At 33.4% G+C, this 13,167-nt stretch carries 14 protein-coding genes; 4 read left to right on the plus strand and 10 right to left on the minus strand.

Going from position 1 to position 13,167, the window contains the following annotated elements:
* Window positions 1-281 precede the first annotated feature (281 nt).
* A complete protein-coding gene (locus ACCB35_RS11640) occupies window positions 282-731 on the plus strand; it encodes a hypothetical protein (protein ID WP_214874337.1) in 450 nt (149 codons plus the stop codon).
* 187 nt (window positions 732-918) lie between these two features.
* Here ACCB35_RS11640 and ACCB35_RS11645 read toward each other — a convergent pair whose 3' ends face one another.
* The 5 genes from ACCB35_RS11645 to ACCB35_RS11665 form a co-directional block, all read right to left on the minus strand.
* Window positions 919-1,311 carry a DUF3139 domain-containing protein gene (locus ACCB35_RS11645; protein WP_374053866.1) on the minus strand — a complete coding sequence of 131 codons (393 nt, stop codon included), beginning with the start codon at window positions 1,309-1,311 and terminating at the stop codon, window positions 919-921.
* 868 nt (window positions 1,312-2,179) lie between these two features.
* Window positions 2,180-2,440 carry a hypothetical protein gene (locus ACCB35_RS11650; protein ID WP_374053867.1) on the minus strand — a complete coding sequence of 87 codons (261 nt, stop codon included), beginning with the start codon at window positions 2,438-2,440 and terminating at the stop codon, window positions 2,180-2,182.
* A 1,093-nt stretch (window positions 2,441-3,533) separates the two neighbouring features.
* Window positions 3,534-4,250 (minus strand): hypothetical protein, encoded by a 717-nt coding sequence (locus tag ACCB35_RS11655; RefSeq protein WP_374053868.1) that lies wholly within the window; start codon window positions 4,248-4,250, stop codon window positions 3,534-3,536.
* Complete coding sequence (locus tag ACCB35_RS11660; protein ID WP_374053869.1) at window positions 4,234-4,764, minus strand: RNA polymerase sigma factor; 531 nt, start codon at window positions 4,762-4,764, stop codon at window positions 4,234-4,236. The genes ACCB35_RS11655 and ACCB35_RS11660 overlap by 17 nt, the downstream gene beginning before the upstream one ends.
* A gap of 280 nt (window positions 4,765-5,044) precedes the next feature.
* Window positions 5,045-6,469 (minus strand): M1 family metallopeptidase, encoded by a 1,425-nt coding sequence (locus ACCB35_RS11665; protein WP_374053870.1) that lies wholly within the window; start codon window positions 6,467-6,469, stop codon window positions 5,045-5,047.
* 369 nt (window positions 6,470-6,838) lie between these two features.
* Between ACCB35_RS11665 and ACCB35_RS11670 the strand changes: the two genes are divergently transcribed.
* Complete coding sequence (locus tag ACCB35_RS11670) at window positions 6,839-7,282, plus strand: hypothetical protein (protein ID WP_374053871.1); 444 nt, start codon at window positions 6,839-6,841, stop codon at window positions 7,280-7,282.
* Between the two features lie 166 nt (window positions 7,283-7,448).
* On the opposite strand, the gene ACCB35_RS11675 is transcribed toward ACCB35_RS11670, so the two are convergent.
* Entirely contained in the window at window positions 7,449-7,856 is a 408-nt protein-coding gene (locus tag ACCB35_RS11675) for a hypothetical protein (RefSeq protein ID WP_034756487.1), read from the minus strand.
* A gap of 322 nt (window positions 7,857-8,178) precedes the next feature.
* On the minus strand, window positions 8,179-8,814 hold the full coding sequence (locus ACCB35_RS11680) for a DUF6037 family protein (RefSeq protein ID WP_034756485.1): 636 nt from the start codon (window positions 8,812-8,814) through the stop codon (window positions 8,179-8,181).
* A 347-nt stretch (window positions 8,815-9,161) separates the two neighbouring features.
* On the opposite strand from ACCB35_RS11680, the gene ACCB35_RS11685 reads away from it, so the two are divergent.
* Window positions 9,162-10,046 (plus strand): nucleotidyltransferase, encoded by an 885-nt coding sequence (locus ACCB35_RS11685; protein WP_374053872.1) that lies wholly within the window; start codon window positions 9,162-9,164, stop codon window positions 10,044-10,046.
* A 9-nt stretch (window positions 10,047-10,055) separates the two neighbouring features.
* Here the strand turns inward: ACCB35_RS11685 and ACCB35_RS11690 are convergent, their stop codons facing one another.
* On the minus strand, window positions 10,056-10,658 hold the full coding sequence (locus tag ACCB35_RS11690; RefSeq protein WP_034756480.1) for a hypothetical protein: 603 nt from the start codon (window positions 10,656-10,658) through the stop codon (window positions 10,056-10,058).
* Window positions 10,659-11,208: 550 nt separating this feature from the next.
* Window positions 11,209-11,604 carry a VOC family protein gene (locus tag ACCB35_RS11695; protein WP_374053873.1) on the minus strand — a complete coding sequence of 132 codons (396 nt, stop codon included), beginning with the start codon at window positions 11,602-11,604 and terminating at the stop codon, window positions 11,209-11,211.
* 303 nt (window positions 11,605-11,907) lie between these two features.
* Here ACCB35_RS11695 and ACCB35_RS11700 point away from each other — a divergent pair, with 303 nt between their 5' ends.
* Window positions 11,908-12,444, plus strand: a complete 537-nt coding sequence (locus tag ACCB35_RS11700) for a ribonuclease H-like YkuK family protein (protein ID WP_374053874.1) — start codon at window positions 11,908-11,910, stop codon at window positions 12,442-12,444.
* Window positions 12,445-12,873: 429 nt separating this feature from the next.
* On the opposite strand, the gene ACCB35_RS11705 is transcribed toward ACCB35_RS11700, so the two are convergent.
* Window positions 12,874-13,044: a hypothetical protein gene (locus ACCB35_RS11705; protein WP_374053875.1), complete on the minus strand. Its 171-nt coding sequence runs from the start codon at window positions 13,042-13,044 to the stop codon at window positions 12,874-12,876.
* Window positions 13,045-13,167: the final 123 nt, after the last annotated feature.

A 13,167-nucleotide genomic window follows, 5' to 3' on the forward strand; every position in this document is an offset into this window, starting at 1 on the left:
GATATTTAGCATACAATAATTTTAATCATAAAGTGAGCACATTATTTTTTCGTAAACTAAAGTGAGGAATAACCCCATAACCCAATAGTTTTAAAATTACGTAAGCTAGAGATTTTTTTGTTCCTAATCCCAAGAAGTCTACAAATGTATTTAGTATCACCGCAATAACAAACAAATCATTCCTTTTACAATTGAGGTTGTAACAAATTGTGGGATCAATGAAGATAAATAATTTCTGCTTTACTTGGAATACTAATTTAAAGCTATTGGAGGTGCAAAATATGAAAAAGTTATTTTTTGCTTTAATGATTATCTTCGCATTAACTTCTTCACCGTACTTCAGTGAAGCTAAATCTCTGAAAAAACCTGTTGTACTTGACTCTGATGAATGGATCGTTACATTAGATGAGGCAAGGATTGAAGAGGGTGAACAATTGTATAAGGGAGATTCAAGAGCTGATGTTTACTTGTTGAAGATAGCTAACAAAAAAGGCAAAAAGCATAATGTGACAGTGCACACTTTCAGAAAAGAACAAGGAAAATCGTATAAATTTGGAATGTCCTTAAACGATACTGAAGGGAGAAATATAGAAATTGAAGATAAAGAAGTAATAAGCTTTAAAAACTTCCCGGTCGGTAAAGAAACAGAGGAATTTGAAGTATTTATAATGTGGCAAGAAGAAGGTTCGGGAAGGTTTTTTAAACAAGATTTTCTTGTTCCAGTAAGATAATATTTATATGGAGAGGAAGTCGAATTTACCTCGACTTCCTTTTTTTGTCCCCATTTTTCTCTGAACATATACTTTCCTTTGGATTTAAAGAACGGCAATTGTTGAATAAACTAGCAGTTTTCAGTTATTGCCCCCCGTTTAAGGAATAAGCCAAGACCTTCAACAAACAACAAATGCCACATATGATTTAATAACAATCTTTAATCATATGTTTTCTTTCTTCTGTATATTTTACTTCATACGCCCCTGTATCTTCACTGTAATAACTACATTCTTGCTGAATTTTTCCTGTCTCTCTCCATTTAACATACACATATTTTTCTTTAGGTTCATCTTTAAAAACAACATAAGCAAATGTACCTTTAATTCTATTCGTATTAAATTTCATATTGTATTCTGCTTCAACTGATAAAAGATCTTCTTCTGTATAGCCATTGCCCACCAAGTGTTCTTTTACTTGTTTTTCCATTAAATAATCCTTTATAAAGTTTCCGTGTAACGCGTCATAAATAAACATTGGGACACCAACAACAACTAAACTAATTACCACGATAATTATTACCTTTTTACTTTTCTTCACAATACCCCCCCTAAACTAACTCGCTTAGTGTAATTTTACACTAAAAGGGTGTATTGTCAATTAATTGTTTTGAAGATTTATTCGACAAACCTCCCCGATAATGGAATAACTTCAACATATAAAGCGTTAATCCTTCTTAGATCAACGCCCCTATAATGGAAGATTTAATTGTTAAAGAAAGAATGTGTTAAGACTAATTATGTGGAAACAATTTCAAGAATGCTTTCAATTTAAAGAGGTACAAAAAAAGGGGGAATATATAGTTCGGGCCAATAATTGAACTTATTTAGATTTATCATAGTACTTGCTAATAGCAGCGTTTGCTATACCTGTTATAAAATCAGCAATGACACGTAAAACCCCTATAAAATATTCCATTTAAAAATTCCTCCTTTTATTCTTAATTATATTCAAAGTAACAATTTTTTATATACAATATTTGGATATACCCATAAAAATATGAAGGTTTTCGTAAATAAGCTTTATAAAGATAATTTAATATAAAAGCTACAATCCTCAATTATTCAAAATAGAAATCCCTAAGAAAATTCTCTATTTATTGGTCGATATATATTTAGGCCATTATTTCATTAACAGAAAACTGGAACTTTCCGTTTTGATTTCATTTTCTTCGCTGTTAGCTATTGAATTAGAACATCCAATAATGGGTAATAAAACAATTATTGCTAATCCCTTAAATATTCTTGTCATATCATATTATTCCTCCATTCATATGCCATTAAATGAGAGGTTTTGCAAAAGAAAGGATAATCTGGAATCTCTAATTATCCTGATCCGATAAAGGAAAAAGAAAATAGCCGGAGATCTGCTGCTTGATCTTCAGCTAATGCCCCCTATAATTGAAGTTCTAAACAAAAATTCGCTTTGATAAGAAAATAATCAGACCACACAGTATCGCTACAATAACCATAGATAAAAAATAAAAAGCTGGTGAAATAGTAGGAGCACTAATTGTAATTTTGTTAGGTAGGTTGTCAACGTTGTTCCAAGCAGCTTCTATATCAGGAACATACCTTTTCGTCCTTATATAGCCTATTATCATCGTGCTAATAAAATAAACTATATGAATACCAATTGAACAAAAAAATGCCTCTATTATTACTTTCAATTCCAATCCCCCTCCAAATTTGTCTAATTTCATAACCTTCATTAGTTCAGTTATACTATGTGGTCTGTTACGCTACTTCCTGTGAGTAGCCGCATTCACTTATTACGTTATCCTGCCCAATCGAATAAGGGCAATAGCCTGATCAATTAGCTGATCTTCTGTTATTGCCCTCTATAATGGAATAAATGTCTTCACAAGAACCAGGCTAGAAAACTCGGTGAAAGAGCTTCGCAAAAATTTCAGGTAGTGGTTTGCCACGGTCAATGAAGAATATCTCACTAATAATAAGAATTAAAAACCCAATCAAGGCAGATATCCAAAAAACCACTGTCCATATCTTGCTATCATCTACTCTTCTTAATTTTTTATTATTCTTCTTTCTGTATAAGCTTTGCACAAATCTTTGTCTTTGATTTCCATCTTGTTTTTTGCTGTTCACAGTCTCAGTCCTTTCATAAGACGATTAACTTAGAGACTTCCAATAATCCTGCTCTTTATTAATTGAATTGAAGGTGGCTGGTACCATCAGTAGTTGACCACTTTAAGAGATAAACATTTATTTTTACTGAATTAAATGAATCAATCATCATTTTAAGGTCTTCATCAATAATTTCGGTTTCCCTAAACATCATTTTCAATTGTTGGGCAACTTCATCATTGTCAGTCCATTCTAAGACTTTTAATTCCTCTTGCCCATTATTTTCTTTTCACTAACCCTCAATATGATATATGTGATAGATGTAACAACAATAATGATTACACTACAATTAAAAAGATAATTATAGTCCCATTCTTTTACTACGCGTTTATCGATTCCGCCTTGATCAAAAATAATATAGCTCGATGGATTGTTCTAAAAAAAATATTAGTGTACCTCCAAATAGCACCCCACTTAATAATGACACAATTATTTTCTTCATTGTTAACCCTCCTCAATTGTATTCATAAGAAGACATATATTTCTTAACCGTACAAATAATCTTATTCCCATAAAACTCCTCGTCAGCCGAAGGCGGTAACTCTTCCTGACTAACTGGAGAGTGGCGGTTGCTTGTTCAGCAAACGCCCCCGTTTATAGTAGATTAAATATAATTTATTCTTCTTTATGGAATGCATTAATTAATTCTTCTATGCTTCCGTCATAAAATCTTAGGGTATTGATTTTACCTTCTTCATAAACATTAACTCTTCCTGACAGCTTAATTTCGCCCACTTTAATTTCGTCTATTTTATATTGAACAATAAAACTGAAGTTGTAAGCATCTTCGGCTTTTTCATCCTTTTTCACTTCTATCTCCTGTGCGTCCAGTTGATAGCCCTTTGAATATGCCAATTCAGTAAGGTTTAACTTATTGTTCATTACATGGTCTTGAAATCTATTTCCTTCAAAGTAAGGTTGAAAGACATCCTCATAGTATGAGAATAACTCATTTTGATACTCTTTTACCTTGTTATCGGCGATATAGGACTCTTTTTCATTTAGTATTTGCTTAAGCTCCTTATCTGGTCCAGTGAATGCTTGCTCTAGAACAGTTTCAATGGTTTCAATGTTTTTATTATCCTCGGGAGCTGCCTGCTCTAACAAAATTTTATCAGCTATAAAATATCCTCCTCCTATGAGGAAAATCGCAACGAGAGCGGCTGTTAAAATATGATTAGACCATTTGAAAATCCTGTTTTTCCTTTTCTTTTTTTCAAAACTATTCATGAGATTTGAATACACCTCTTCTTTTTCTGATTCATCCATGACAACGGAGTTAAATGATTTTAGAGTCTGGTCAAATTCATTTTTATCATCGTATTGTTTCATGTTCATATCCCTCCTTTTGCAATTGGGTTTTCAGTGCCTGTAAAGCCCTAAGAAGGGTAGTCTTAACTTTGCTTTCTTTCCATTCAAGCACTTCAGCTGTTTCCTTGATGGACAATTCTTTAATCTTTCTTAAAATGATGACTTCGCGATAGGGTCTCTTTAGCTTGCTTAAAGAGCGATACAACTGTACTTCTGCTTCACCTAATTGCACAATCTTTTCTGGGGAATCGTTATTAAGAGGGAATCCATTGAACGAATCCATAAAGTAACGAATGGGTTTCCTTTTTCTCATGAAATCAATGGTGACGTTCCTGGCAATATGATATAACCAATTCTTGTCGCTCGTTTTTCCCTTGAAATAATTCATATGAGAATAGGCTTTTAAAAAGGTATCATGTGTTAAATCCTTGGACTGTTCATGGTCCCCTATTATTATTAAAATAAATCGATAAATCTCATCGCTATATTCTTGGTACCAATCATGTATTTTTTGCTTTTTTAATTCATCTTCCACAACTTCCACCTCACTTTTTTCTAATTTTCATGAATTCGAATCTGCATACTAAAGACGGGTGAGTTATTAAAAAGGTTCACCTTAATTCTTTGGAGTAAAATCCAATAATTATATTAAGTTGAGGCAGGAAAGCCTTATGGAATTTGGAGGTAAATAAAGAAGGTCCAATTCAAAAAGAGTTGCACCTTCTTTAATCAACTTATTCGATTAACCTGCCCTTTAATTGAGCAAAGTGTGCCACTTGTTCAGTGACACTCAAAAAAGGAACAAACAAAAAAATTTATTCTTCATTCAAATCCAGCCATCCTTCAAAATCTTTATTATTCTCTAAGTTAAAATAATGCTTAGTAAACCTTACAAACTCGTTGGTGTTAATTTCTTTGAATTTGTACTCCTTAACGTATGTTTTGAGGAAGTTCTTAGCCGTTTGTTCTCCTCCATACTTCTTAAACAGCATTCCAAGTCCCAAAGATGCTTTTCCATAAATATAAGAACTTTGATTACCGTTTAGGTATTGGTTTATAGGAAGGTTAACGGGGAGACTAAGTTCTTCTCTAAATTGATCCCCAAAATCAAAAGTAACGTCTTCCTCTTCATCATCAACGTAAAACAAAAGCGTGGCAATCTCTGCTAGACCCTCATCTAGCCAAGCATCGTTATAGGGATCATTGCTAACCATCCCATAGAACCACTGATGTGCTACCTCGTGAACAACCATACGTCTTAATGCGGCTGAGTCTAGTGGTTTAGAGTTGTAAATAGAACCCACAGTTACTACATTTGGATATTCCATCCCAAGCCCACCAAGTATTACATCGAACTCCTTAGCAGTATAAGATCCGAATTCTTTTTGAAAATAGTCCAGAGCTTTTACCGCAGTTTCTAGTACTTCATTTGCTTGATCAACTCTTTCTTTATCACTGAATACACGTACATTCACATTATTTATAATCGTTGTCTTATCAAAAACCAAGGTATCTTTTAATAAAGCAAGGAAAATCTCTTTTTCATTTTTCACTTTGATTTTTGTCCCTTGGTTATTAAGCAAGTCATCTTCTTCACTTGATGAAACTATGGTATAAGAAGGTGGGACTTCTACATCCAATTGAAAATCACTAAAGGGAGTATGATAGGTTTCACCTCTTGATTGATACTCTTGTTTATTCCATCCGTTGCGATATGTTGGTACCATAGGATACCATTGGGCCAGTTGAAGGCTTTCTCCGACTTTTGTAAATCTTAATCCCTCTGATGGCAATGTAAACTCATAGTTTATTTGAACATTGATATTGTGATTCTGGGATAGTGATGATTTTAGGGGGAGGGTTAGGGTGTCTTTTTCTAAGGAGTAATTTGAAGTTGTTCCATTTAACTTGATATCTTTGATAATTACAGATGCCGGATGATCTAACGAAGGTGAATTCTCTTTTGTGAATATATTCGGAATAAAATATAAAACAAGCCTATCCCATTTTTCTTTAGATATATTAGTAATATCAATTTTTGCTTCCACACTAATCTTTTCATCTTTATCCATCTTCAATGAAAGATTATAGGAACTCTTACTTCCTGGTGATACCTCTTCAGCAACAAAAGGTTGTTCTTTATTATTGCTCAATATGGTTAAGTTTCTTTGGGAAATCAAACAATATGCGATCACACACACTAAAATAGAAAGTATTACAAGGAAAGACCTATTCTTCAAATCATAACCCCCATATGATATGCAGTCTATTCTTTCAACAAATAAATGAATTCAACTAAAAATTATTTATACTCTTACACACTGGAAATTTTATACTCAAGATAAGCTTCCTATTGTGTAATATAACTATAAGTTTTAATATTCTTCAATTTTGAAATATTTTACATTCCTCTTATGATTTATCCTTATTCAGACAAGGTAATATTTATGAAATGTCTATTTTATTTACTTTTTTCGTTAACCTGCTCGTTAGTCCAAACTAATTTTTCGGCTGAAATATCAAGAAGGGAAGCGATACCTAGAAATAACAATTGGTGAGATCAGATGTATTATTAGCTAATTAATTGACAAAATATGAAGAGACTGGAGGTGAAGAAAGTGAAAAGGTTTATAATTTTATTAGCGGTTTCCTTAAGTTTGTATGTTTTATCAATTCCAACTTCGGCTAGACAGTTTGAATATCCTGCAAACAATGAAAAATCGTTTGCTAATGAAAATGCGTTCTATCAACAAATGAACAAAAAGGATTATATGGAGTATAAGGATGCGGCATATAGTGTTAGAAAGAAAATGTCTTATAAAGAAATACCTGATGCATTATTGACATTTGAAAAGAAAACAGGAAATTATAGCGGCCAACCCAAACAAGAGCTCGCAACTTCTATACATCCTGATCGTCAAGTTTATTTCCTCGCTTCATTTGTACAAACCAAAAATAAAGAGTATTGGAAGCATACAATCATAGATGCAGAAACTCAAAGACCTCTTGAAGGTGGAAATTCATATCACAGTTATGACAATCCTTATAGATAATCCCTTTTAGTCGTCAAATTAAATTGGCGACTTTTACATTTTGTCCTCGGGTTACTTTTTCTGTTAATCCCCCTAATAACAAAAAAGGGTAATAACCGGATCATTAGCCGATCTTTAGTTATTGCCCCCAGATTAATGATAGAAAATAAGACATCACAACCAATATTTATTGCTTTTTCAGCTCAAAACTCTCTAGTTTGTTGTTCCATTCTACTTTGGCAACAATAGTAGTGGTTTTACTTACTAAATCAATATTGCCTCCAGCGCCACGACCAATTATTTTGCCAGCTCTCGAATTGTTAGAAGTAGCATCTAATTTAGAAGCACCTCCTAAGGAACCTGCAATTGAATCAAGTCGATATGTTACTCTTCCGATGGAATCAATGTTTTCCCCTTTGTATTTTACTGTATATTTATATTCAACATTATTTCCAACAATTTTAACGTTTGAAATTATTGACCAATTCTCGCTTTCACCTTTATAAACAATTATGGTCCCTCTTTCTGATGCAAATACAGTGCATCCAAATGACATTAGTAGAAGAAGACAAATGAAAACTCTAAATTGCCTCATTGGGTAACCTCCAATATTGAACATTACAATTTAGAATATGTATTTGTGCAATCACTATACATTTTCTCTTCTTTAATTGATCAAATGGATGTATTTTTAAGGATAAAGAATATCAGTTTCTATCTACCCTCATCTTCCATTAACCTGTCCTTCAACTCAATACCAATTATTTCAAAATCCAATAGCTTACTCAAGAAAAACTTTAAACACAAAAAAAACTCATCCTGCTTAGGATAAGCCCAACATCTATAATTGCACTATATATTTGTACTATGCAGCATGACATTGTATTTATTATAAAATTTATTGTTTCTTTATTTGATTACCTATTGCTTTTTGACCAATTATTAATAATCTCTTCATTTGTTTTCTCATCTTCGGGGTCTTTAGAATAACAAAAACTAATATTTTTCTCAGCCTTTAATTTATCATATAGCTCCGGTCGCAGAATTCTAGTTTTATTATCATTAAATGGACTTCGTTCTCCTAAAGAATTATCTTTTCTTTTAGGGTTTCTTTTAACTTTGTAGCAATAGAGTTTATTTGGATTCTCTGAATCACTTTGACTAAGTGAATACACCATAGCTGTTCGTTCAGAGGGAGATTTAACCTCAATAACTTCAGTAGGGATATGTTTTGATAGAAGTTGACTGAATTGTGCGAGTATATTCCCTAGATTATTGCTATATTCAATATTAAAATATTCTCTTAAAGTTTTAACATCAACCAAGAGTTGTGCAGAATTAGCATGAACTAGCAAATTTTTGTTAAAATCCTCTTTGTCTAAAAACTCAATTTTTAATAATCCGAATTGCGGTCTTTCTTCACCATCTTCATATAATTTTACCAAAACTATATAATTCTGCTGTTTATACTTAAATGTAAATGAGTCAATACACCACCCTTTTTCCTTCATGTCTACTTTTAAACTTCTTATGTTTTCAAAAATATTGGCCAATATAACACCTCTAAACATTACATTGAAATAGTTTTTAAAATTCTATTTAACTTCCAAATAGTGATATCAATATTATACTTCAATCTTCTTGCTGCGTTGAAGTAATTAATAGTTAAAATATTAAATATATTTTTGCAAATTCATTTGCTATATGTGGATTGTTTGATCTAAGGTCTTGACCAAAGCAAAAATAAAGTACTTGCATGATAAAGAAATCAACTCAATTACTGATCTTTTCTAAATGACGGTTAACTTTTTTATAACCCCTTATTTGTAAAATGCTGTAACATTTTAGAGAATAGTTCTATAATTATATATACAAATACACACGTTTGGGGGAAACACGGATGCTAGGGACAGGAATAAGTTTGGAATCTTTACTGGAAAAATGGTCGAAACCAGCTAGTGATACAGAAGAAACAAAATGTGACAATGCATTAAGAATGATAAAAAAATCAATTGGAAGCTCACAAGAATTATCTGGCTATACAATAAAGTTCATCCTACAGGGTTCTTATTATAACAATACAAATGTAAGGTTAAATAGTGATGTAGACATTGCAGTTAAATTAACCGATACATTCTACCCAAATTATCCAGAAGGTACAACCAGAAATGATTTTGGCAACTTGGAATCAAAGTATACCTTCGCTGAATACCGTGATTCGCTAGAAAGAGCGTTAATCGCAACATTTGGAGAAAACAGTGTGACGCGAGGTGATAAATCTCTTAAAATTCGTTCCAATTCTTATCGTGTAGATGCGGATGTGGTCCCATGTTTCGAGCACAGAAGGTATAGAAGGGATGGTTCTTACATTAAAGGGACGGAGTTCAGGACAAGGTATGGAAACAATCAGGTTATCAATTTCCCTGAACAGCATTATGCTAACGGCGTGGAGAAAAACAAAGCTACAGGGCGAAAATACAAAAGAATGGTTCGTATTATAAAGCGATTGAGATATAAAATGAAAGACGATGGCTTTGATGTAGAGAACATTCCTTCATTTCTAATTGAGTGCCTAGTATGGAATGTGCCAAACCGATATCTTAACACAGGAAGCTATACGGAGGACTTGAGGGGAAGTCTTAGATATCTGATTCAAAATACAGATTCCTATGGCACCTGCGAGGAATGGGGAGAGGTTTCTGAACTCTTGTATCTGTTTAGAAGCAAATATAATTATAGAGAAATTAATCAATTTGTACGAGCAGCGTATGAATTTGTCTTTTAAAAGAACTCCCTACACATGGGAGTTCTTTTTTGTCGTTCTTCTGAACTCCATCTTTCCAGTCGTCTCTCTACCAGTAAAGTAGTGACCTTCCAGTAACAAATCTCCATCGTGTTTGATTCTGAGTTTAACAGCACCGTCATGCTTGGGGTTGTTTACCCTATCGGTATCCGCATCATTCGTATACAGATAGCACAGAAACTTTTGTTTTCCTTCATTTTCAATAATACCGCTAATATAGCTGTTGCTATAAGATTGTACAGTTTCCATTCTTAAGGAAATCCCATCAAAATCATGAATAATTTCAATTTTCGCTGGGATAGGTTCTCCTTTTTCTCCTGTTTCCGGGTAAATATAGTTAGACTGCAGGATTCCTTCCCATTGTCCTCCTATATACGGACAGTTTGTTAACCATTTATAAAATAAGTCCGGACGAAGCTTCCAAATGAACTGTTTAAAGATAATTTTATCGATGAATAGGGTGATGCCAGTTGCTGTAAATATATTTGCGATAATACTAGGGTCTATATTGCCACCTCTTATCAACCAGACGATTAAAAAAACAGCAATGGCAATGAATAGTAATATTCGATTATATAATTGCTGATTGTACACTCTAAAACCTCCTTCAACATTTGTATATACATAATTATACAATAGATACGATGAAATAAGCCCTTCTTTCATCCCTTGTTCTGAACAATTCCGTTTCTCCTGTGAAGTTACTAAAATAAAAGGGTACTAATATTTGATTAAAACCCTTGTATCCTCTAAATAATTTTCACTATAGGGTGCAGCTTCTAAATATTTCTTATTAAAACATCGGATCGTTAGTTTAGTGAAATCCTTCACGAAGTCCTCTAAGCTTACCCTTATTGCTGCGTAGTATGTGTCTTCTCTGTAATAAAGAGTTGTCCCATTAAATGGCCCTTTAACGGAAGAAGGGTTTGTAATGGCTTTTTCAATGTTGTTAATACCTTTGTGTCATTTAACAAGGTTGTAACCACTATTGTGTCAAAAAAAATGACACAATAGTCCAGATTGGTTACTATAAAATACAGTAATACCAACGACTATTTTGTCAGGACTTTTGTGTCGCTCGTCATCTACCTCCCATTCTCGATAAAACTCTGTGCAACTCACTTTTCCTTATAAGCTTGAATTATTATGGTGCCACAAGTTCGACTTTAATTCTGTCAGGGTCTTCAAAGTAAACAGCATAATAATCATCTCCACCTGCAAATGGATGCTGGTCTGTATATAGAATGTTTATTCCCTTATTTTTTAATTTCATAGTCATATCATCAATGTGTTCTCGTGACTCTGCATGAAATGCTAAATGATTTAAACCTACTCGACATCTATGATATGGAACGTCCAGAAACCGTTCTTCTGTTTGTACAAAAACAATATATGTATATCCTAATCTCCAACTTTGACCACTTTCCCATTCTTGGAAAAGACTATAGCCTAGTTCCTCAAGAAGCCAACTCCAAAAATCAATTGAACTTTTTAAATCAGATACATATATTTCAATATGATGAAGTAATCCTTTTGGCATAAAGCCTCCCCCTTTTTTCTATTTTAGAACCTTTTCTTGAATTACTGAAAGATGACCTCTAATTCAGCAATTGTATTCTTTTATAGAAAGATCAAAATTATGCTATCACTTATTTAATTCGAGACTTCCTTGCTCAAACCCTTCTTGTTTCATGTGGGTGTTGTTGTAAAGGACAAAGGCTTTGGCCAGAACAAATCCGCCTGCATTTTTTTCCACACACTATAATAAATTCTTATCATAGGATATGGATAAGATCTAATCTCTCCATTCACAAATTGGTTAAGAAAGCTGTGATTTAACAAGATGAAAAAATGTAATGGTGATTACTTCTCATTTCAAAATTTACAGGAAATTGGGATGTCATTTGACAAGGTCTTTGAACATATCGTGAAGTTCATGCGATTGGAGCCAAATGGTAACTATCGATTAATGGTGGGGACTGACTCTCAAGTTCACCAATCACATACCACCTTCATAACAGGAATTGTGATATTAAATGAAGGAAATGGCGTGTGGGCATGCATAAGAAAAGTATTAATCCCCAGGAGAATGCTGCAATTGCATGAGCGGATTTCCTACGAATTGTCTTTATCCGAGGAAATTGTTTCGTTATTTACTGAGGAAAGAAAAAATCAGTTAATTGATATAATCCTTCCATATCTTTATGAAGGAGCTACATTTTCAATGGAGGGACATATTGATATTGGGGCTGGGAAACAGAATAAAACAAGCAAGTTTGTTAAGGAAATGGTCACAAGGATGGAAGCAATGGGTGTGGAGCCGAAAATTAAACCCTATGCCTTCGTCGCTTCCAGTTATGCCAACCGTTACACAAAATAAAAGACATACTATTACATTTACAGCATCTTCGTTGATGTTGTGCATTATCAAAATAAATCATTCTGATTCCGACCATATAAAAAGGATCTGTAGTGATGTCCTTTTCCGAACACTTGAGTTTGGTGATGCCCCCCTCTCCCTCCTCGATATATTCCCGTCTATATTGATTTCAGTTTTTTCATCTAATCATCAAACAAATGAGCATCTTCTCTCACCTAATCTGATTAAAACACATAGAAATTATGACCCCTGCCCAAGCACAGTGGACAAAGTTGCATAGTATAGAGTAAGTCGAGGTCTACCTTGACAATTTTATAGAAGTTAGGGGGATTTAGTATGTGGTTCCCATTTTTTAATCAATGTGAAAGAAGCAGAAGAGATGATTTTCATCGTTGCCGTTTTTGGGACAACTTGATGTTCATCCACTGTTCATGCGATGATGACTATGATGTTTGCGATAAGCCAAGAAGAAGAGAATTCGAAGAACAAGAAGTGAAATGTTTTAAAATAATGGACAAACACGACTGTAAATGTCATAAAAAAGATCACCATCACCGTGATTGCGGATGTAAAATGCATGAACACCATTGTGGATGCCATAAGAAGAGTCATCACCATAAATGTAATTGTCCTAAATGCAACCGCAATTTCTAAGTGAAAACCCCTATTCCACTGATCGTTTTATCTGATAAAGGGGTTAATTACTCTCTATGAGCATGGGGC

Source organism: Rossellomorea sp. FM04394 (genome assembly GCF_041889765.1).
Taxonomy (GTDB): Bacteria; Bacillota; Bacilli; order Bacillales; family Bacillaceae_B; genus Rossellomorea; species Rossellomorea aquimaris_B.